At 70.2% G+C, this 19,586-nt stretch carries 18 protein-coding genes and 1 other RNA gene; 7 read left to right on the forward strand and 12 right to left on the reverse strand.

Translation table 11 applies throughout. The features are described 5' to 3' along the window. The first annotated feature begins 4 nt into the window (after nt 1–4). Both ACYVGI_RS08425 and ACYVGI_RS08430 read left to right on the forward strand, forming a co-directional pair. Nucleotides 5–2,509: a DUF4118 domain-containing protein gene (locus ACYVGI_RS08425; RefSeq protein ID WP_460632159.1), complete on the forward strand. Its 2,505-nt coding sequence runs from the start codon at nt 5–7 to the stop codon at nt 2,507–2,509. Further along, nucleotides 2,506–3,210, forward strand: coding sequence for a response regulator (locus ACYVGI_RS08430; protein ID WP_460632160.1), 705 nt, complete (start codon nt 2,506–2,508; stop codon nt 3,208–3,210). The genes ACYVGI_RS08425 and ACYVGI_RS08430 overlap by 4 nt, the downstream gene beginning before the upstream one ends. On the opposite strand, the gene ACYVGI_RS08435 is transcribed toward ACYVGI_RS08430, so the two are convergent. The 5 genes from ACYVGI_RS08435 to ACYVGI_RS08455 form a co-directional block, all read right to left on the reverse strand. Further along, complete coding sequence (locus tag ACYVGI_RS08435) at nt 3,171–3,620, reverse strand: hypothetical protein (RefSeq protein WP_460632161.1); 450 nt, start codon at nt 3,618–3,620, stop codon at nt 3,171–3,173. The genes ACYVGI_RS08430 and ACYVGI_RS08435 overlap by 40 nt on opposite strands. Nucleotides 3,621–3,643: 23 nt before the next feature. Continuing rightward, nucleotides 3,644–4,024, reverse strand: an RNA gene (gene rnpB / locus ACYVGI_RS08440) — RNase P RNA component class A. 76 nt (nt 4,025–4,100) lie between these two features. Then, nucleotides 4,101–4,835, reverse strand: a complete 735-nt coding sequence (locus ACYVGI_RS08445; protein ID WP_460632162.1) for a zinc ribbon domain-containing protein — start codon at nt 4,833–4,835, stop codon at nt 4,101–4,103. Between the two features lie 55 nt (nt 4,836–4,890). Next, nucleotides 4,891–5,709 carry a Nif3-like dinuclear metal center hexameric protein gene (locus ACYVGI_RS08450; protein WP_460632163.1) on the reverse strand — a complete coding sequence of 273 codons (819 nt, stop codon included), beginning with the start codon at nt 5,707–5,709 and terminating at the stop codon, nt 4,891–4,893. Nucleotides 5,710–5,719: 10 nt separating this feature from the next. Continuing rightward, nucleotides 5,720–7,876, reverse strand: coding sequence for a purine-cytosine permease family protein (locus ACYVGI_RS08455; RefSeq protein ID WP_460632164.1), 2,157 nt, complete (start codon nt 7,874–7,876; stop codon nt 5,720–5,722). An 80-nt stretch (nt 7,877–7,956) separates the two neighbouring features. Between ACYVGI_RS08455 and ACYVGI_RS08460 the strand changes: the two genes are divergently transcribed. Both ACYVGI_RS08460 and ACYVGI_RS08465 read left to right on the forward strand, forming a co-directional pair. Beyond that, nucleotides 7,957–8,766, forward strand: coding sequence for a thymidylate synthase (locus ACYVGI_RS08460; RefSeq protein ID WP_460632165.1), 810 nt, complete (start codon nt 7,957–7,959; stop codon nt 8,764–8,766). After that, nucleotides 8,763–9,257 (forward strand): dihydrofolate reductase, encoded by a 495-nt coding sequence (locus tag ACYVGI_RS08465; RefSeq protein ID WP_460632166.1) that lies wholly within the window; start codon nt 8,763–8,765, stop codon nt 9,255–9,257. Before ACYVGI_RS08460 ends, ACYVGI_RS08465 begins: the two co-directional genes overlap by 4 nt. 52 nt (nt 9,258–9,309) lie before the next feature. Here the strand turns inward: ACYVGI_RS08465 and ACYVGI_RS08470 are convergent, their stop codons facing one another. After that, nucleotides 9,310–9,957, reverse strand: a complete 648-nt coding sequence (locus tag ACYVGI_RS08470; protein ID WP_460632167.1) for a DUF1345 domain-containing protein — start codon at nt 9,955–9,957, stop codon at nt 9,310–9,312. 68 nt (nt 9,958–10,025) lie between these two features. On the opposite strand from ACYVGI_RS08470, the gene ACYVGI_RS08475 reads away from it, so the two are divergent. Together ACYVGI_RS08475 and ACYVGI_RS08480 are read left to right on the forward strand one after the other, a co-directional pair. Further along, entirely contained in the window at nt 10,026–11,354 is a 1,329-nt protein-coding gene (locus tag ACYVGI_RS08475) for an aminotransferase class I/II-fold pyridoxal phosphate-dependent enzyme (RefSeq protein WP_460632168.1), read from the forward strand. 30 nt (nt 11,355–11,384) lie between these two features. Further along, a complete protein-coding gene (locus tag ACYVGI_RS08480) occupies nt 11,385–11,888 on the forward strand; it encodes a GNAT family N-acetyltransferase (protein WP_460632169.1) in 504 nt (167 codons plus the stop codon). Between the two features lie 73 nt (nt 11,889–11,961). Here ACYVGI_RS08480 and ACYVGI_RS08485 read toward each other — a convergent pair whose 3' ends face one another. The 6 genes from ACYVGI_RS08485 to trpD all read right to left on the reverse strand — a co-directional run bounded on the left by ACYVGI_RS08485 (nt 11,962) and on the right by trpD (nt 18,795). Beyond that, nucleotides 11,962–13,482: a leucyl aminopeptidase gene (locus ACYVGI_RS08485; RefSeq protein WP_460632170.1), complete on the reverse strand. Its 1,521-nt coding sequence runs from the start codon at nt 13,480–13,482 to the stop codon at nt 11,962–11,964. A 3-nt stretch (nt 13,483–13,485) separates the two neighbouring features. Continuing rightward, nucleotides 13,486–15,198 (reverse strand): MFS transporter, encoded by a 1,713-nt coding sequence (locus ACYVGI_RS08490; RefSeq protein ID WP_460632171.1) that lies wholly within the window; start codon nt 15,196–15,198, stop codon nt 13,486–13,488. Between the two features lie 130 nt (nt 15,199–15,328). Next, nucleotides 15,329–16,069, reverse strand: a complete 741-nt coding sequence (dhaM, locus tag ACYVGI_RS08495) for a dihydroxyacetone kinase phosphoryl donor subunit DhaM (RefSeq protein ID WP_460632172.1) — start codon at nt 16,067–16,069, stop codon at nt 15,329–15,331. Further along, complete coding sequence (gene dhaL, locus ACYVGI_RS08500; protein WP_460632173.1) at nt 16,062–16,700, reverse strand: dihydroxyacetone kinase subunit DhaL; 639 nt, start codon at nt 16,698–16,700, stop codon at nt 16,062–16,064. The genes dhaM and dhaL overlap by 8 nt, the downstream gene beginning before the upstream one ends. 23 nt (nt 16,701–16,723) lie before the next feature. Continuing rightward, nucleotides 16,724–17,725, reverse strand: coding sequence for a dihydroxyacetone kinase subunit DhaK (dhaK, locus tag ACYVGI_RS08505; protein WP_460632174.1), 1,002 nt, complete (start codon nt 17,723–17,725; stop codon nt 16,724–16,726). Between the two features lie 20 nt (nt 17,726–17,745). Then, nucleotides 17,746–18,795 (reverse strand): anthranilate phosphoribosyltransferase, encoded by a 1,050-nt coding sequence (gene trpD / locus ACYVGI_RS08510; protein ID WP_460632175.1) that lies wholly within the window; start codon nt 18,793–18,795, stop codon nt 17,746–17,748. 132 nt (nt 18,796–18,927) lie between these two features. Here trpD and ctaE point away from each other — a divergent pair, with 132 nt between their 5' ends. Then, nucleotides 18,928–19,566: an aa3-type cytochrome oxidase subunit III gene (gene ctaE, locus ACYVGI_RS08515; RefSeq protein ID WP_402850479.1), complete on the forward strand. Its 639-nt coding sequence runs from the start codon at nt 18,928–18,930 to the stop codon at nt 19,564–19,566. Nucleotides 19,567–19,586 lie beyond the last annotated feature (20 nt).

Here is a 19,586-nt window from a genome sequence, read left to right on the forward strand (position 1 = left end):
GAAGATGCCACGTGGCCACTTGCGGGTGATGCTCGGCGCCGCGCCGGGCGTCGGCAAGACGTACGCGATGCTCGAAGAGGGCAAACGCCTGCAGGCCCTCGGCAAGGATGTGGTGGTGGCGGTCGTGGAAACCCATGGCCGCTCCGCCACGTCCGCCATGCTCGACGGGCTGGAGGTCGTGCCGCGGAAGACCGTAGAGCACCGCGGCATCGAACTGACGGAGCTCGACCTGGATGCGGTCCTGGCGCGCGCCCCGCAGCTCGCCCTCGTCGACGAGCTCGCGCACACCAACGCCCCCGGCTCCGAGCACGAGAAGCGGTGGCAGGACGTGGATGCGCTCCTCGCCGCCGGCATCGACGTGATGTCGACCGTGAACATCCAGCACATCGAGTCGCTGAACGACGTGGTCGAGCAGATCACGGGCGCCCAGCAGCGCGAGACGATCCCGGATGCCGTGCTGCGCCGCGCGGATCAGATCGAGGTCGTCGACCTGGCCCCGCAGGCGCTGCGCGACCGGCTCGCCGACGGCAACGTCTACCCTGCCGCGCGCATCGACGCCGCGCTCTCCAACTACTTCCGGCTCGGCAATCTGACCGCGCTCCGCGAGCTCGCACTGCTCTGGCTGGCCGACGAGGTCGACAGCTCGCTGCAGCGCTATCGCGCCGAGCACGGCATCTCCGGCACCTGGGAGGCGCGCGAGCGCGTCGTCGTCGCCCTCACCGGCGGCCCGGAGGGCGACACGCTGCTGCGCAGGGGCGCGCGGATCGCGGCGCGCTCGGCCGGCGGCGAACTCCTCGCGGTGCACGTCACCAGCCAGGACGGACTCCGCGAGGCGACGCCCGGCGCCCTCGCAGCGCAGCGCGCCCTGGTCGAGCAGCTCGGCGGCAGCTACCACCAGGTGGTCGGCAGCGACATTCCGCGCGCGCTGGTCGAGTTCGCGCGCGGCGAGAACGCCACCCAGCTCGTCATCGGCGTCAGCCGCCGCAGCCGTCTGGCCGCCCTTCTCACCGGGCCGGGCATCGGAGCGACCGTCATCCGGGAGTCCGGCGACATCGATGTGCACATCGTGTCGCACGCCAAGGCGGGCGGCCGGTTCTCGCTGCCGCGCATCCGGGGTGGTCTCACCACCAGGCGGAAGGTCTACGGATTCGCGCTCGCCATCGTCGGCGGCCCGCTGCTGACCTGGCTGCTGACCAGCGTGCGCTCCCCCGACTCGATGACGAGCGATGTGCTGTCGTACCAACTGCTCGTGGTGGTCGTGGCCCTGGTCGGCGGGATCTGGCCTGCCCTGTTCGCCGCGCTGCTCTCCGGCATCACGCTGGACTTCTTCTTCGTCGACCCGCTCTACACGATCACGATCAGCGAGCCGCTGCACCTGCTCGCGCTCGTGCTCTACCTCGTGATCGCCGCTCTGGTGAGCCTGGTGGTCGACCAGGCTGCGCGCAGGAGCAGGGCGGCCAAGCGTGCGGCGGCCGAGGCCGAGCTGCTCGCCACGGTCGCCGGAGGCGTCATCCGCGGCGAGAACGCGCTGCAGGCGCTTGTCACGCGCACCAGGGAGGCGTTCTCGCTCACCGGCGTGCGCCTGCTCGACGGCGCGGATGTGGTCTCCACCGACGGCGAGCCGTCCGACGACGAGCACACCCAGAGCATCCCGGTCGGCACCAGGGGCACGCTCGAACTCTCCGGCCGCACGCTGGAGGCGAGCGACCGCCGCCTGCTCGCCGCGATCGTGGCGCAGCTCGACGCCGCCCTGGAGCACCGCGACCTGCAGGCCACCGCCAGCGAACTCGCCCCGCTCGCCCAGGCCGACCGGGTGCGCAGCGCCCTGCTGGCCGCGGTCGGTCACGATCTGCGCCGCCCGCTCGCCGCGGCGACGGCCGCCGTGACCACGCTGCGTCAGACCGACATCACCCTGGCGCAGACCGACAGGGATGCGCTGCTGGAGACCGCGGAGGACAGTCTCGGCAACCTCGCCCAGCTCGTCACCAACCTGCTCGACGTGAGCCGGGTGCAGGCGGGCGTGCTCGCCGTCTCCCTGGCGCCGACCGACATCGACGACGTGGTTCCCGCCGTGCTCGACGAACTCGGCGTTGGACCTGCGGAGGTCGAGCTCGACCTGCCGGACGCCCTCCCGCCCGTCGCGGCGGACGGTGTGCTGCTGCAGCGCGTGCTGGTCAACCTGCTCGGCAACGCCCTCCGGTTCAGCCCTGCAGGCTCGCCCCCGGTGATCGCCGCCAGCGAGTTCGGCGGCTCGGTGCAGGTGCGGGTGATCGACCACGGCCCCGGCATCCCCGGCGAGCGCCGCGACGCCGTGTTCGTGCCGTTCCAGCGGCTCGACGACACGGACAACGACACCGGCATCGGGCTGGGACTCGCGCTCTCGAAGGGCTTCGTCGAGGGGATGGACGGCACTCTCGAAGCGGAGGACACCCCCGGTGGCGGACTGACGATGGTGGTGGCGCTGCCTGTCGCGGCCGCCCCAGAACCACAGGAAGGAGAGTCCGCGTGAGAATCCTGATCGCCGACGACGACCAGCAGATCCTCCGGGCGCTGCGCATCCTGCTGAGGGCCCGCGGCTACGAGGTCAGCGTCGCGCGGACCGGCGCGGAAGCGCTCAGCCAGGCCGTCGAGCACCACCCCGATCTCGTGATGCTCGACCTCGGGATGCCGGAGCTCAACGGCATCGAGGTGATCGAGGGCCTGCGCGGCTGGACGTCTGTGCCCATCCTGGTCGTCTCCGGCCGCACCGACTCCGGCGACAAAGTGGATGCGCTGGACGCCGGCGCAGACGACTACGTCACCAAGCCCTTCGCAGCCGACGAGCTGCTCGCCCGCATCCGGGCGCTCACCAGGAGGCAGGTGCCGTCCGCGGACGAGCCCGTGGTGACCTTCGGCGGCATCGCCGTCGACCTGGCCGCGCACCAGGTGACCAGGCGGACCGCCGACGGCGACGAGCCGGTGCGCCTGACGCCGACCGAGTGGGCGATCCTCGAGGTGCTGGTGCGCAACCCGCGGCGGTTGGTCACGCGTCAGGCGCTGCTCACCCAGGTGTGGGGGCCGCAGTACACGAGCGACACCGGCTACCTGCGGCTCTACCTCGCCCAGTTGCGGAAGAAGCTCGAGCCGGAGCCGTCGCACCCGCGCTACCTGCTCACCGAGCCGGGGATGGGCTACCGCTTCTCGCCGGACGCGGAGCCCGATCCCGCCTGACGCGGCCGGTTGAGATCGAGCCGCGCCACCGTGGTCGCGGGGTCGCTCTCGTCCACCCTGTCGACGATCAGCGCATCCGGTGCGCACTGCCACAGCGTGGACATCGCTCGCACGCCGAGCACGGTGATCAGGAGCGCGAGACCCAGGGTGACGGTGAACGCCGCCACCCAGTACGCGAGGTTGCCGACAGCGCTCTGGAACACGTCGGCCCTGGAGGTGAACTCGGCGGAGTCGACAGGCGGCGTCACGAACCGCGGCATCGAGAAGAAGAACCAGACGCAGAACCAGTATCCGAGTGCGACGAGCACGATGACCAGAGCGGTCAGCGCGCTCGCGATCTCCGCGATCCGCCGCAGGTTCGCCTGCTTCGCCTTCACCCCTGCCTCGATCCCGTCCCCTCGAGCATCCACCGGCTGCTCCTGCGCCCCGGTGAGGAATGGGCCGGCTGCTACGCCGGGTTCTGTCCAGGTGCGCGAAGCACCGTCGACGGCCATCTATCTCGGGACGGCGTTGCCGCCGCCCTCCAGCGGTCTACCCGGAAACTCAGCGAGCAGCCTCAACGTTTCCTGTCTGACCTTGCTCCGGGCGAGGTTTACCGAGCCGGCCGGGTCACCCCGGTCGCTGGTGGGCTCTTACCCCACCGTTTCACCCTTACCCCGTGACGATCCGAGGATCGACGCGGGGCGGTCTGTTCTCTGTGGCACTGTCTCGCGGGTTGCCCCGGGTGGGTGTTACCCACCGCCCTGCTCTGTGGAGCCCGGACGTTCCTCGGCGGCCTGCCGAAGCAGACCGACGCGACCGTCTTGCCGGCCCATTCGCTCCCACACTATCGCAGCCGTGGATGCGGTCCCCCGCACCCACAGGATGCTCGGAGCAGGGCGCCCGGCGGCCTAGAGCCCCGATTCCTCGTTCCTGATCAGGATCGCCCCGCTGTCCGGGCAGAGCACCACATCGTCGTCCGCCGCGCGGCGGATGACCGACAGGTCCGACTCGGTGAGCTTCACGTTGCTGCCCATCGAGACGCCGCGCACGAGAAGGGCGGCACCGATGCCGTAGCGGGCGCGCTGCTTCTCGTACAGCTCGATCAGATCGGCGGGGATACCGGAGACGATGGCGGCGCGGTCCTTCGCGAGGGCCGTGCGCTGCGCATCCAGCTTCGCCAGTTCCTCCGCCTTCGCCGTCTCCAGCGCCTGCACGCGGCTGTCGAGCTCCGCGCGCTCCGCCTCCACGGCGGCGAGCGCGCTCTCCTGCTCCTCGACGCGCTCCATCACGGTGAGCTCGATCTCTTCGAGGTCGTCGCGGCGCTTGCCGAGGGCCGTCAGTTCCGCTTCGAGCGCCTGCACGTCCTTGGTGGACGACGTGTGCTGGAGGCGACCGCTGTCGCGTTCCATACGCGCCTCGACCACAGCGACGTCGGATTCGACGCGCGTGAGCTCGGCCCGCGAGTCCTCGAGTTCGCCTGTGCGGGCGATCCAGCGGGTGCGGAGCGCATCCACCTCCGGCTGCAGGGCGGCGAGCTGGGCGAGCTGCGGCAGGGTCTTGGCCGCGTGGTCGAGCTGGGTCAGGCGGGTGTCCGCCGTCTGGAGGCGAAGGAGCTCGTTCTGGTCGGTGGGGCTGGCTTTCACGGTGGTCCGCTCTCTCGGTGCTGCTTGTGCTCGGTGTGCTGGATGGCTGGGACGATCACTGCAGGATCGCGAAGTCCCACGGATCGGTGCGCAGGTCGCTGACGTCGACGACGACGCCGGGGAGCTCTGCTCTGAGCTGTTCGGCCGCGGTGTCGAGCCACAGCCACTCGCTGGCCCAGTGGGAGACGTCGAGGAGGGCTGGCCCTCCCCCGATGGCCGCCTGCTCCCGCGCCTCGGAGGCCGGGTGGTGGCGGAGGTCGGCGGTGATGTAGACGTCGGCGCCGCGGACGGCGTCCGAGCCGAGCAGCGAGTCTCCTGCTCCCCCGCAGACGGCGACGGTGCGCACCGGCTGCTGGTAGTCGCCTGCGGCGCGGATGCCGCCGGCGGTGGCAGGCAGGATCTCGGCGAGGCGGCGTGCGAGTGCGCCGAGAGTGGTGGGCTCCGGCAGCGTTCCGACGCGGCCGATGCCGACGGTGCTGTCGGCGGACGGTGCGATCGGCGTGGTGCCGGTGAGTCCGAGGAGCCGCGCGAGCACGGCGGAGGTGCCGTCTGCCACGACGTCGGCGTTGGTGTGCGCGGCGATCAGTGCGCAGTCGGCCTTGATGAGGCGGGCGAGGATCGCGCCCTTGTACCTGTCCTCCGCCACGCTCGTCACGCCGCGCAGCAGCAGAGGGTGGTGGGTCAGCAGCAGGTCGGCGCCGGCGTCGACGGCTTCCTCGACGGTGGCGGAGACCGCATCGACGGCCAGCAGGATGCGCTCGACCTGCGCGGCAGGATCCCCGGCGACGAGACCGGGTGCGTCCCACGCCTCTGCGCCGGAGAGCGGCCAGAGTCGCTCGACGGTCTCACGGACGGTAGCAAGCGTGTACGGCACGGGATAGAGCCTACTTGCCGAGGGACAGCGCCGCGGTGTCGATCGCCTCCTCCTGGCGGCGGAGCGCAGGAACCCCCGCGACGATCGGGGTCAGGATGCCGATGCCGAGCGCGACGACGACGCCGATATCGGTCATGCCGATGTCGCTGCCTGGCGCGATTCCCATCAGCCGGAACAGGTAGCCTTCCCAGCGCAGCCAGGGCAGGTCGGACGAGATGAGCCCGAGGCCGATCACGGAGGCGGCCACGAGCATCCCGAGGTTGGTCCAGCGCCAGTCGGGGTATGCGCCGCCGCTGTGCAGCAGAGACGGCTGGTGGAAGCGCCTGGTGCGCAGCATCATCTCGGAGACGAACAGCCCTGCCCACGCGGCGACCGGCACCGCGAGGGTCGTCGGCAGGCTGCGGACGACGCTCGACAGATCACTCACGGTCGCAGCGAGCACGAACCCGGCGAGCGCGATGGCGCCGCCCACCGCGACGGTGCTCCAGCGTCTGCCGAGCCGCGCGCCCAGCGCTTCGAGGGTGAAGCCGCCGGAATAGATGTTGAGCACCAGCCCGGAGATCAGGCTGAGCGTGACGGCCAGCAGGAGCGGGACGGGATACCAGGCGGGGAGGCCGAGCTGGGAGAAGGCGCTCACCGGGTTGGCCGCGAAGTCGTCGGCGAGGGTCGTGTCCGAGGCCGCCAGCAGTCCGCCGTATGAGATGAGGATGAACGGGGGAAGCGCCGCGCCGAAGGTGGCCCAGAGCATCCCCGTCGCCCCGGACGATGTCGGCCGCTGGTAGCGGGCGACCTCCGCGCTGCTGTTCGCCCAGGCCAGCCCGAGATAGCTGAACACGAGGACGGCACCGGTGATGACGCGCAGCCAGATCGCGTCAGGAGCCCCGAGCGCCGTCGGCAGGTCGACGTGCCGCCAGGTCGCCGCGATCATCACCACGATCAGGGCGGCGGATGCGATGGTCAGCACGAGCTGCACCCGCGCCACCAGCGCGTACCCGAGGTATGCGACGGCGAGCGCGACGCCGATGGCGACGACGAGTCCGATGGTGGTCGGCAGCAGCGGGTCGGCCGCCCAGCCCTCCGACGTGAACAGTGCGCCGACCGCCGCCCCGGCGAGCCAGAGCAGCACAGCGCCCCAGAAGATCCTGGTCAGCAGGGCGAGAGAGGCGGGAACCACGTTGCCGCGCAGACCGAACGTCGCCCGTGAGACCACCATGGTCGGCTGCCCGCTCCACTTCCCGGCAAGCGTGCCGAGACCGAGCGGCAGGAACGACAGCGCGACGCCGAACAGTGTCGCCACCAGCATCTGCCGCAGGCTGAGCCCCAGCGTGAACAGGGTGGCGCCGACGCCGACGCTGATCAGCGACGACGTGCCGGCGAACCACAGCCAGAACAGCCGGGATGCGCGCCCCACCCTGCGGTCGACGGCGGTCGGCTCCAAGTCGGCGACCTCCACCTCGAACAGCGGCGCGGGCACCGGCTCGTCGCCGAACAGGATGCGCTCGCCGGACGCGACGCGCTGGCTCGCGACGGGGGCGGCGAGCGAGCCGGTCGGCAGCACGACGTCGTCGGCGTCGTCGGCGAGGTCGGCGTCGATCGCGTCCGCCACCGGCCCTGCAGCGCCGAGGTCGTGACCGGCCAGGGCGTCGGCCTGGAGCACCGGCAGCGGAACGGAGTCGAGGCTCGGCGCATCCGGATGCTCCACCGGCAGCGGGAGCAGCGGCAGCAGCGGCACGATGGGCACGGGCTCCGAGTCGCGCGGCGCGACGTCCTCCGGCACGAAGTCGAGCGGCTCCGGCCGCTGCACGAGCGGCTCTGGATGCGCGGCCGCCGCCGGCGCGATCCACGCGCTGAAGGTCGGCTGCGGGCCAGACGTGCGGCGCGGGACGGGGAGGTCGTCGAAACTGATGAGCTGGGTGGGGGCGCCGTCGGTGTCGGAGTCCGGCTCCGGCTCGGACTCTGTCTCCGGCTCCGGCTCCGGCTCCGGCTCAGCTTCCGCATCCCGTGCCCGCTGAATCGGGATCGCCGCCGTCGCGCGAGCCTCCAGCACGCTCTCCAGATGCTCGATCGCCGCGAGCGTGTCGTGCGCCGCGAGGTCGTGGCCGACGAGCTCCTTCACCTCGTCGTCGGTGAGGGAGGCCGGGTCCGGCTCGACCTCGTCGCCTTCCATGGGGCAAGACTAGCGACGAGTCGCGTCACGAAGCCGGTTCGCGCCCGCCGATTCGACCGATCGGCGTTACGATCGACTCGATGAGCGAGACGATCGAGACCCCGTACGAAGACCTGCTCCGCGACGTGCTCGCGAACGGAGCCCGCAAATCCGATCGCACCGGAACGGGGACGCGCAGCGTGTTCGGCCGGCAACTGCGATTCGACCTCGCCGACGGCTTCCCGCTCATCACAACCAAGCGTGTCCACTTCAAGTCGATCGCGTACGAACTGCTCTGGTTCCTCCGCGGCGACAGCAACGTCGGCTGGCTGCGCGAGAAGGGCGTCACCATCTGGGACGAGTGGGCGGACGGGAACGGCGAGCTCGGCCCGGTCTACGGCGTGCAGTGGCGCTCCTGGCCCGCGCCGGACGGCACGCACATCGACCAGATCAGCCAGGTGATCGACACCCTGCGCAGCGACCCGGACTCGCGCCGCATCATCGTCTCCGCCTGGAACGTCGCCGACATCCCGCAGATGGCGCTCGCGCCCTGCCACGCGTTCTTCCAGTTCTACGTCGCAGACGGCAAGCTCTCCTGCCAGCTCTATCAGCGCAGCGCTGACATGTTCCTCGGCGTCCCGTTCAACATCGCCAGCTACGCGCTGCTCACGATGATGGTCGCCCAGCAGGTCGGCCTCGAACCGGGCGAGTTCGTCTGGACGGGCGGAGACGTGCACATCTACGACAACCACGTCGAGCAGGTCACCGAACAGTTGTCGCGCGACCCCTATCCCGCGCCGACTCTGCGGTTCGCCCGCACCCCGGAGAGCATCTTCGACTACCGCTTCGACGACTTCGTGATCGAGGACTACCAGCACCACCCGGCCATCCGGGCGCTGGTCGCCGTATGAGCCTCGCGCTCATCTGGGCGGAGGCGCACGACCGCGTCATCGGCGCAGACGGCACCATGCCCTGGCACCTGCCGGAAGACCTGAAGCACTTCCGCGAGCTCACCGGAGACGACACCGTGGTCATGGGCCGCCGCACCTGGGAGTCGCTGCCCGAGCGGTTCCGGCCGCTTCCCGGCCGCAGGAACATCGTGGTCACCCGGCAGGCCGACTGGCAGGCGCCAGGTGCCATCGTCGCCCACAGCGTCCAGGATGCGCTGGCCGCGTCCACCTCCGAGACCACCTGGGTGATCGGGGGCGCAGAGCTCTACCGGCTCGCCCTCCCGTCCGCCGACCGCGTCGAGCTCACCGAGATCGACCTCTCGGTCGACGGAGACACCCGCGCTCCCGCCATCGACGCATCCTGGACCAGCGACCCCGGCCCCTGGCTCACCGCCGCCTCCGGCCTCCGCTACCGCTTCACGCACCTCGAACGCGATCGAGCCCGCACTTAATCACCGCTCGCCCCGGCGTGTCGGGTGAAAAACCGCGGGCTCGATCACGTGGTCAGGTGAGACCGGCGACGAGGTTCACGGTGGTGGCGAGGATGACGGAGCCGAACAGGTACGACAGCAGCGTGTGCCGCAGGATGGCACGCCGGATGTGCGGGTTTCCGATGTTCGTGTCGCTCACCTGGAACGTCATGCCGAGGGTGAACGCCACGTAGGCGAAGTCGCTGTACCGCGGCGGCTCGTCCTGGTTGAAGTCGATGCCGCCCTGCGGCTGGTGGTAGTACATCCGGGCATAGCGCAGGGTGTAGATGGTGTGCACCAGCGTCCAGGACAGGGCGACGGACGCGATGGCGAGCAGCGCCAGCCACGCCTGCGGTGCACCGTGCACCTGCCTGGCCGCGACGAGCACGAACACGATCGCGACCACCCCGGCCAGGCTGGCGATCAGCAGCAGCAGGTCGGAGACGGTCGTGCCGGGGTCCTCCCTGGTCGCGTGCGACCGCGTCTCGTCCGCATCCATCCGCCAGACGATGGACCACACCCACACGATGTAGACGACGCACGCGCCCGCCCACCCGGTGATGAGCGCGAACTGCCACTCCCCGAGCACCCCGGTGAGCATCGCGACGATGAAGCCGAACAGGAACGCCGCGATCATACGCAGCCGGGAACGGCCGCGAACGGTCTTCAATTGGTCTGACACATCTGTGATGTTCGCACAGGCTGCCCTGAGGTGGCCCACGCCACTGCGGGCGCGGCTACGATCGGATCGTGACTTCCGCGCCTCTGCACTCGCCCTCCCCTCTGCGCTCGCCCTCCCCACTGGCCGACCTGTCCCCCGACGCGCTCCGCGCCGCGCACGCCGAGTTCGCTGCCGCATACGAAGCGCTGCGCTCCTCCGGTCTCAAGCTGGATCTCACCCGCGGCAAGCCGTCCGCCGAGCAGCTCGATCTGTCGAACGACCTGCTTCACCTGCCGGACGGCGCATACCGGGATGCAGCCGGAACCGACCTCCGCAACTACGGAGGGGCGACCGGCCTGCCGGAGCTGCGCGCCATCTTCTCGGACGCCGTCCAGGTGCCCACCGCCCAGCTCCTCGCGCTCGGCAACGCCAGCCTGACCGTGATGCACGACGTGATCGTCCAGGCGCTGCTGCACGGCGTCCCCGGCGGCGAGCGACCGTGGGGCGCACAGCCGATCAGCTTCCTGGCGCCGGTGCCCGGCTACGACAGGCACTTCACGATCTGCGAGCGCTACGGCATCCGCCTCATCCCCGTCCCGCTGAACGACGACGGACCCGACGTGGATGCGGTCGCCGCCCTGCTCGCCGCCGACGACAGCATCAAGGGCATGTGGTGCGTCCCCGTCTACTCCAACCCGAGCGGCGCCGTGTACTCGGAGGAGGTCGTCCGCGCGCTCATCTCGCTGCCAGCGGCGCCCGACTTCCGGCTGTTCTGGGACAACGCGTACGCGGTGCACCACCTCACGGACGAGCGGCCGACGCCGTTCGACGTGTTGACGCTCGCCGCCGAGGCCGGCAACCCCGACCGGCCGCTGGTGTTCGCATCCACCTCCAAGGTCACCTTCCCCGGCGCCGGTGTCGCGTTCGTCGGCGGCTCGCCTGCCAACGTCGAGTGGATGCTGCACAACCTGTCCGCGCAGAGCATCGGCCCCGACAAGCTCAACCAGCTCCGCCACGCGCAGTTCCTCCGCGACGCGGACGGCCTGGCCGCCCACATGGAGAAGCACCGCGCCATCCTGGAGCCCAAGTTCGACGCGGTCTCCCGCGCGTTCGAGAGCCGTCTCGCGCCGTACGGCGCCGGCGCCTGGACGGCGCCGAAGGGCGGATACTTCGTCAGCCTCGACGTGCTCGACGGCTGCGCGAAGCGTGCCGTGCAGCTCGCGGCGGAGGCCGGCATCGCCGTCACCCCGGCCGGCGCCACGTTCCCGTACGGCGACGACCCCCGGGATGCGAACATCCGCATCGCGCCGACCTTCCCGCCGCTCGCCGAACTCGAGACGGCGCTCGACGGTCTGTGCACGGCGATCCTGCTGGCCGAGACGGAGCTGCTGCTGGCGAACGGCGCACCGCAGGCATGAGCGGCGGGCGGGCGTGACCGGCCGGCGGGCATGACCAACTGGCTGGTGCGCGAGAGCGCAGAGGACGACTGGAGCGCCTACCGCGCCATTCGCCTCGAAATGCTCGAGGACACCCCCATCGCGTTCCTGGACACGCTGGAGCACGCCAGGACGCTCCCCGACGAACACTGGCGCAACCGCGCCGCCAACGCATCGTCGTCGAGCCGCCTGTTCGCGGCGGTCGGCGACGACGGTCGCTGGCTCGGCACGATGGGCGGCTTCCAGGCCACGGGAGCGCAGAACCCGCACCTCGTCGGCGTCTACATCACGCCCGCCTTCCGCGGCCGAGCGCGCGGCATGGCCGACGCCCTCCTGGATGCGGTGATCGCCTGGGCGCGTCCGCGCGGCACGCGGCTGCTTCTGCAGGTGCACGAGCAGAACCCGGCCGCGATCCGCTTCTACGAACGCCGCGGCTTCGCCCTCACCGGCGCGACAGAGCCATACCCCCTCGACCGCTCCGCCCGCGAACTCGAAATGGCCCTCCCCCTCCGATAATCGAGCCGGGACTTGTGCACGCGACACGCCGGGGCGAAGCGGGCACAAGTCCCGGCTCGATTGCTGGGGGACGTCAGCGGACGGGACGGAAGTGCAGGGCGAGTTCCGTCAGGAGCCGCGCGCCGAAGCCCGTCGCGCCCTTGGAACGCCAGGCGTCGTCGGTGTCGGACTGCATCGTGCCCGCGATATCGAGGTGCGCCCACGGCACGCCGTCCACGAACTCGTTGAGGAACAGCGCCGCCGTCGTCGCGCCCGCGAACGGGCCGCCGAGGTTGGAGATGTCCGCGATGTCGGAGTCCAGCGCCTTGCGGTACTTCTTCTCCAGCGGAAGCTGCCACACCCGCTCGTCCGTCGCGGTGGATGCGGCCGTCGCCTGGTCGACGAACGCCTGGTCGTTGCCGAACAGCGCGGCACGGATCGGTCCGAGAGCCATCAGGGCCGCCCCGGTGAGCGTGGCGATGTCGACGATCGCGTCCGGCTTCTCCTCCGCGGCGAGCACGAGGCCGTCGCACATCGCGAGCCTGCCCTCCGCATCCGTGTTCTTCACCTCGATGGTGGTGCCGTTGCGGGCGGTGAGCACGTCGCCGAGCTTGTACGCGCTGCCGGACGGCATGTTGTCCGTGCACATCAGGAACGCGGTCACCGCGGTCGTGCAGCCGAGGTCGCGCAGCGAGGTGAACGCGCCGAGAATCGCCGCCGCGCCGCCCATGTCCATCTTCATCAGCAGGTGCATCGGGTCGGAGGGCTTGAGGCTGATGCCGCCGGAGTCGTACATGATGCCCTTGCCGACCATCGCCAGGTGTCCCGTCGGCTCGCCGTTCGGGGTGTACCGCAGCTTGATCATGCGCGGCTCCTCCGCGCTCCCCGCGTTCACGCCGAGCAGTCCGCCGGCGCCGAGCGCGATGAGCTGCTCCCTGTCGAACACCTCCACCTCGATGCCGAACCGCTCCGCGATGGACAGCGCCAGGTCGCCGAAGTCGGTCGCCGTGAGGTGGCTCGGCGGCGTGTTGGCGAGGTCTCTGGCGAGCGCAGCCCCGCGCGCTGAGACCACCCCGCGCGGGATGCCCGCGGTGACACCGGATGCGTCAACACCGTCGACCGCGAGTTCGACCGCCGCGAGAGCGGTCACCTTCGGATCGCTCTTGAGCTCGCTGTACCGGTAGCGCGCCAGCAGCACGCCCTCTGCGGCGACCTGGCCGGCCCGCTCTGCGGTGACGGCTCCGACATCGGTGAGCCGAAGACCGACGCGCGCGGCGGACGATGCGGCCCGCGCGAAGATCGCTGCGGCGTCGCGGAGCGCATCGGCGTCCAGGTCGGAGGCCTCCCCGGTGCCGACGGCGAAGAGCAGTGGCCCCGACTCGGTCGGGACGAGGAGGGTCTGGCCCGCCTTCCCGTCGAAGCCCGCGCGGGAGAGGGCGTCCCTGTCGAGCCCGAGCGCCGCATCCACCGGCCCGTCGGCGCCGACGGTGATGCCGATGGCGTCGAGGTCGGCGGAGAACGCGGTGACGGCGTCGAAGTCGACGACCCGCTCCGGGACGATCGACGGAGCTGGGGTGAACGAGTCGGGGATGAGCTTGTATGCGCTGGATGCCATGGTTCAGTCCTTCGAGGTTGCGATGGTCGTCACGGTGTCGCCTTCCTCGGCGACAGGGTCGTCCGGGGACGCGATGTCCTCCGGATCGGACGGTTCGAGCTGTTCCGGCAGGTCTCCGGAGCGGCGGCCGGGCATCCGACCAGCCGGCACGATGGCCAGCAGCGCGATGGCGGCGAGGCCGAGCAGCGAGATGTTGAGCGCCCGCAGCCGCGCATCCGCGTTGACCGCGACGGCCTCGTCGACCTGGGCGGGCGTCGCGTCGGTGTTGGTCTCCAGGAAGCCCTTCAGGTGGTCGTTGGTGACGAAGTTCGCGTCGTCGAGGTTGACCTGGGAGACGAGGGCGGGCGGCAGGGTCGGGTGGTCGGCGAGGCTCGCCGACAGGAGACCGCCGAGGACGCCGACGGCGAAGACGCTCGCCACGGCGATGCCGACGCTGCCGGAGAGGTTGTGCACCAGCCCGCGCCACGCGCCGACGTCACCGGCGAGCTTCTTGGGGGCGGCGGACAGGAGCGTGTTGAACACCAGCGCAACGATGGAGCCCTGGCCGAGGCCGAGCACGATCAGGCCGACGATCACGACGAACTGCTCCCACTCGTTGCGCACGCTGAACGCGAGGATGACGAGGCCGGCCGCGACCACGATGAACCCGAACCGGGCGAGCACACGCGGTGAGAACCGCTTGTACAGCGTCGCGACGAACGTGCTCGCGACGAAGATCGACAGCGTGTACGGGATGACGGCGATGGATGTCTCGAAGCTGCTCCTGCCCTGCACCACCTGGATGTAGAGCGGGATGAGGAAGTTGGCCGCCGTTCCGACGAACAGCATCGCGCCCATGCAGATCGTGACCGCCCGCTCCGAACCCGTCGCCAGCACCCGAAGGTCGAAGATGCGCGGCTTCTTCTCCTTCTGCCTGCGACGCAGCCAGACGAAGAACAGTTGGCCTCCGATGAGGCCGAGGAGGACCAGGACGGGTGCGGGCGACAGGCCAAGGATGGTGAACGGCGCTCCGTCCGTCGCCAGCACGACGCCCCACGGCTCGAGACCGCTGAAGCCGAAGCTCAGCAGGATGATCGTCACGGCGGCGAGCACCGCGCCTGTCCAGTCGATGGCCAGGTCGCGCTGTGCGGGGACCACCTTGAACCGGAAGCTGAGCAGGAGGTTGATCACGCCGAGCGCCACGATCAGCCAGAACGACCAGCGCCAGCCGATCGTGGATGCGAACGTCCCTGCGATCAGCAGGGCAAGCACACCGGCTGCCGGGATCGCGGCGGCCAGCAGTCCGATCGCCGTCGCCTGCTGCTCGCGCTTGTAGTTGGTGGCGATGAACACCGTCAGCGCCGGGGCGATGAGCGCGATCACGGCGCCGGAGACGGCCTGTGCGATGAACAGCATCGCCGGGGTGACGCTCAGGGCGACGACCGCCATCGCAACCGCGTGGATGACCACGGCGATCTGGAAGACGCGCCTGGTGCCGAAGCGGGCGCCCACCTTCGCGCCCAGCAGGATGAACGCCGCCATCGCGAAGGTGCCTGCGGTGATCGCCGTGCCGACCGAGGTGGCCGCCATGTGGAGGTCGGAGGTGATCCCCGCCATCGACACGGTGAGGGTGTTGACGGCGAACGACGCCTGTATCTGCGTCAGGACGACCACGATGAGCGGCAGCCAGGATGTCTTGGCTGCCGTCGTCGGGACTGTGGTTGATGGTGAGCTCATCGCCCGGCCCTCCTGCGCGGCTCGCCATCACGAAGGCTGCCGCGCCCTGTTCGGTTGTCTCCCCGGGTGGGGACTGGCTTCATTCTGGCCTCGCGGAGGGCGATCTGTCATTACTTGCATTTTTGCCGTGTCAGGCCTCCCCGAAACCGCTCTCGACCAGGGCCGCCAGCGCATCCACAGCCGGAACTCCGCCGTCGTCCGACGACGCGATCTCGGCGGTCGTTCCCGCCGTCAGCCCCAGCGACATGATGCCGAGCAGGCTCTTCGCGTCTTTGCCGTTGACGGTGACGGATGCGCCGAAGGTGTTGGCGAGCTTGACGAACTCGGCCGCCGGCCTGGCGTGCAGGCCGTCCTTGTTGCGCAGGACGACCTCGCGCACGTACCGGCCGGTCGAGGCCGCGGGGCTCGCAGAGCTCGCAGGGCTCGCAGGGCTCGCAGGCGCCGCCGCCGCTTCCGTCGGAGTGGACGACGTCTCGTCTGCCCACGCCGTTCTCGCACCCTCGGCGGCCGCGACGACCCCGGCGAGGTCGGCGCCGCTCTCCGCTGCGACCGCCGCGGCGACTCCGCCCTCCACGAACGGCACGTCGACGACGGCCACCTTCGCCCGCTGCTCGTCCGCCAGGAAGTCGAGCGCCGTCTCGGCCGTCAGCAGCGCCGAGCCGAGGTCGCTGATGACCACGACCCCCGACCCGCCATCGGCGTCGCCGACAGCAGCGCTCACCCTGGCGAAACTCGTTCCGATCCCGCCGTCGTCCGTGCCGCCCGCGGGGAGCAGCCGGACGGACGGCGCCATCTGACCTGCGAGGGCGACGGCGCCGTCCGCCAACTGCACGCTGTGCGAGACGAAGACGATCCCGACCCGCTCACTCATCGGCCGCCGCCTCCGCAGCGGCGCGAAGCAGGAGCGCCGTGGACTGCGCACCGGGGTCCCGGTGACCGGCCGACCGCTCGCCGAGGTAGCTCGCGCGTCCCTTGCGGGCGACGAGCGGCTCGGTGGCGACCGCGCCGGCCTCCGCGGCGTCAGCGGCCTCGCGCAGCACGTCGGCGGGCGAACCGCCGTCCTCCGCCGCGGTGGCCGCAGCAGCCACGGCCGGAGTCCAGGCGTCGATCATGGTCTTGTCCCCGACCTCGGCCTTGCCACGGGAGACGATCCCGTCGCGGGCGGCGGCGAGAACGGCGACCAGCGTGTCCGCGTCGAGCTGCGCGGCGTCCCCGATCGGGTCCCCCGCCTTCAGGAACGCCGTCCCGTAGAGCGGGCCGGACGCACCGCCGACCGTCGAGATGAGGGTCATGGCGATCGACCGGAACGCGGCGTTCGGCGTCGCGTCCTCCGGCAGCTTGCCGAGCGCATCCACCACGGCGTGCATCCCGCGGTCCATGTTCTCGCCGTGGTCGCCGTCGCCGATCTCGCGGTCGAGCGTGTTCAGCTCGTGCTTGTGCTCGGCGATGACGGCAGCGGCGTCCGTCATCCAGGACTTCACCCAGTTCGTGTCCAGCGCCATGAGCGCCTCCTCTCGTGCGGTTCTCAGAGTCCCCAGCGGAGTGCGGCGGTGTGCACCGGCGCATCCCAGAGGGCGGTCAGTTCGTCGTCCAGCTTCAGCACGGAGATGGATGCTCCCTGCATCTCCAGGGAGGTCACCAGGCTGCCGACCAGGGAACGGCTGAGCGTGATGCCGCGCTCGTCCAGGATCTGAGCCGCGCGCCGGAACACGATGTACAGCTCGGACAGCGGCGTGCCTCCCATCCCGTTGACGAACAGCAGCACCGAGTCTCCGGATGCGAACGGCAGGTCGTCGAGGATAGCGGCCATCATGCGGTCCACCAGGGCGTCGGCCGGCTGCACCTTGACGCGTTCGCGGCCCGGCTCCCCGTGGATGCCGACACCGAACTCGATCTCGTCGTCCGCCAGGTCGAATCCCGGCTCGCCCGCGTGCGGCACCGTCCCTGCCGAGAGCGCGAGGCCGATCGACCGCACGTTGGCGTTGACCCTCTCCGCGATGGCGGTGACCCCGTCCAGGTCGTCTCCACGATCGGCCGCCGCCCCTGCGATCTTCTCGACCAGCACCGTGCCTGCGACGCCGCGGCGGCCAGCGGTGTACAGCGAGTCCTGCACGGCCACATCGTCGTTGGTGACGACCGCCCTGACCGCGATGCCCTCCGCGGCGACCAGGTCGGCCGCCGTCTCGAAGTTCAGCACGTCACCGGTGTAGTTCTTCACGATGTGCAGCACGCCTGCGCCGCCGTCCGCCGCTTTCGTGGCTTCGACGATCGGCATGGGCGTCGGCGAGGTGAACACCTCTCCTGGCACGGCCGCGTCGAGCATCCCCCTGCCGACGAAACCGGCGTGGAGGGGTTCGTGACCGCTTCCGCCGCCGCTGATCAGGCCGACCTTGCCCTGCACAGGGCCGTCGGCCCTGGACACGAAGCGCGGGTCGTGGGACACCTTCACGATGTCCGAGTGAGCTCGGGCGAATCCATCGAGGGATTCGTCCACGACGTCGGGTACGCCGTTGATGAGCTTCTTCATCGAAACCCTTTCCACTGCTGTCAGTGCGTCGCCGCTATCCAATCCTCGAGCTTCGCGGCCGCAGCCCCGGAGTCGATCGCTTCGGCGGCGATCGCCATTTGCGAACGGAACCGATCCAGGATGGCTTCCTGAACCCTCGACGGGTCGGACGCGAGCTCGTATGCCACGAGCCCTGCCGCCGCGTTGAGCAACACGATGTCGCGCACGGGGCCGGTTTCGCCCGCGAGCACGGCACGTACGACGCCGGCGTTGTACGCGGCGTCCTTTCCGAGCAGATCGGCCATCTTCGCGCGAGGGATGCCCAGGTCGCGCGGGTCGATGTCGTGCTCGGTGACGAGGCCCCGGGAGACCTCCCAGACGTGGCTGTGGCCGGTGGTCGACAGCTCGTCGAGACCGTCGTCTCCGCGGAAGACCAGCGCGGTCGCGCCGCGGGTCTGGAAGACCCCGACGAAGAGCGGGACGCGGTCGAGCGAAGCGACGCCGACCGCGGACGCCTCCGGCCTGGCCGGGTTGCACAGCGGGCCGAGGTAGTTGAACACCGTCGGGACGCCGAGCTGGGCGCGGACAGGCCCGGCGTTCGCGAATCCGGGGTGGAAGGCGCTCGCGAACGCGAAGGTGATACCGGCCGTGTCCAGCACTTCGGCCACCTTCTCGGCGGAGAGGGTCAGGTCGATCCCGAGCGCCGCGAGCACGTCGGACGATCCAGACGACGAGCTGGCCGCCCTGTTGCCGTGCTTGATCACAGGCACTCCGGCCGCCGCGGCGACGATGGATGCGGTGGTCGACACGTTCACGGTGCCGAACCTGTCGCCTCCCGTGCCCACGATGTCGAGCGCCATCGGGTTCACCGGCAGGGGAACCGCGTGGTCGAGGATCGCGTCGCGGAAGCCGACGATCTCGTCGACGGTCTCCCCCTTCGCACGTAGCGCGATGAGAAATCCGGCGACCTGCGCCTCCGTGGCTTCGCCGGTCATCACCTGGTCCATCGCCCACGCCGCGTCCGCCACGCTGAGGTCTTCGCCCCCGAGAAGGGTGGTGAGCACGGAGGACCAGGACTGCATTTCCGACATGTACCGATCCTACTGAGCGGGCGCCCTGGTGCGGCAACCCGCGTGGAACTGGCGAATTTAGGGCATCCTAACCAGATTTAAGCGCGATTCCGGCCTGTCGGATGAGAAAACCACGGCTTCTTTTCAGCCATAATGGTTACCGTGACGAGCACCTCAATATCTCCTACGGCGAGTGCGCCTACGATCAACCGGCCCAATGTCGTGGCCGTCGGCACCATTGTCTGGCTGGGCAGTGAGGTCATGTTCTTCGCGGGCCTGTTCGCGATCTACTTCACCCTCAAGTCCACGTCCCCCGACCTGTGGGCGGCCGAGACGGCACACTTGAACATCCCGTACTCGCTGACGAACACGATCATCCTGGTCGCCAGTTCGTTCACCTGCCAGTTCGGTGTGTTCGCAGCGGAGCGCCTGCAGCCGCGCGCTACGGGCTGGAGCCCGCTCAAGTGGGGCATGGTCGAGTGGTTCACGGTCTCGTACGCGCTCGGCGCGATCTTCGTCTCCGGCCAGATCCTCGAGTACGCGACGCTCGTCTCCGAGGGCATCTCGCTCAGCTCCAACGCATACGGGTCGGCGTTCTACCTGACCACCGGCTTCCACGGCCTCCACGTCACGGGCGGCCTCATCGCGTTCCTCCTCGTCATCGGCCGCGCGTTCGCGGTCAAGACCTTCGGCCACAAGGAGGCGACGAGCGCCATCGTCGTCTCGTACTACTGGCACTTCGTCGACGTCGTGTGGATCGGACTGTTCGCGGTCATCTACATCATCAGATAGAACAACAGGAGCTGACCTAC

It is taken from the genome of Leifsonia lichenia, assembly GCF_054780215.1.

What these genes read in the sequence shown, in the direction of transcription:
- ACYVGI_RS08425 (WP_460632159.1), top strand. Translation starts at nt 5, where the DNA reads ATGCCACGTGGCCACTTGCGGGTGATGCTCGGCGCCGCGCCGGGCGTC.
- ACYVGI_RS08455 (WP_460632164.1), bottom strand. Translation starts at nt 7,876, where the DNA reads ATGGAAGGCGACGAGGTCGAGCCGGACCCGGCCTCCCTCACCGACGAC.
- ACYVGI_RS08460 (WP_460632165.1), top strand. Translation starts at nt 7,957, where the DNA reads ATGAGCGAGACGATCGAGACCCCGTACGAAGACCTGCTCCGCGACGTG.
- ACYVGI_RS08465 (WP_460632166.1), top strand. Translation starts at nt 8,763, where the DNA reads ATGAGCCTCGCGCTCATCTGGGCGGAGGCGCACGACCGCGTCATCGGC.
- ACYVGI_RS08480 (WP_460632169.1), top strand. Translation starts at nt 11,385, where the DNA reads ATGACCAACTGGCTGGTGCGCGAGAGCGCAGAGGACGACTGGAGCGCC.
- ACYVGI_RS08485 (WP_460632170.1), bottom strand. Translation starts at nt 13,482, where the DNA reads ATGGCATCCAGCGCATACAAGCTCATCCCCGACTCGTTCACCCCAGCT.
- ACYVGI_RS08490 (WP_460632171.1), bottom strand. Translation starts at nt 15,198, where the DNA reads ATGAGCTCACCATCAACCACAGTCCCGACGACGGCAGCCAAGACATCC.
- dhaM (WP_460632172.1), bottom strand. Translation starts at nt 16,069, where the DNA reads ATGAGTGAGCGGGTCGGGATCGTCTTCGTCTCGCACAGCGTGCAGTTG.
- dhaL (WP_460632173.1), bottom strand. Translation starts at nt 16,700, where the DNA reads ATGGCGCTGGACACGAACTGGGTGAAGTCCTGGATGACGGACGCCGCT.
- dhaK (WP_460632174.1), bottom strand. Translation starts at nt 17,725, where the DNA reads ATGAAGAAGCTCATCAACGGCGTACCCGACGTCGTGGACGAATCCCTC.
- trpD (WP_460632175.1), bottom strand. Translation starts at nt 18,795, where the DNA reads ATGTCGGAAATGCAGTCCTGGTCCTCCGTGCTCACCACCCTTCTCGGG.
- ctaE (WP_402850479.1), top strand. Translation starts at nt 18,928, where the DNA reads ATGGTTACCGTGACGAGCACCTCAATATCTCCTACGGCGAGTGCGCCT.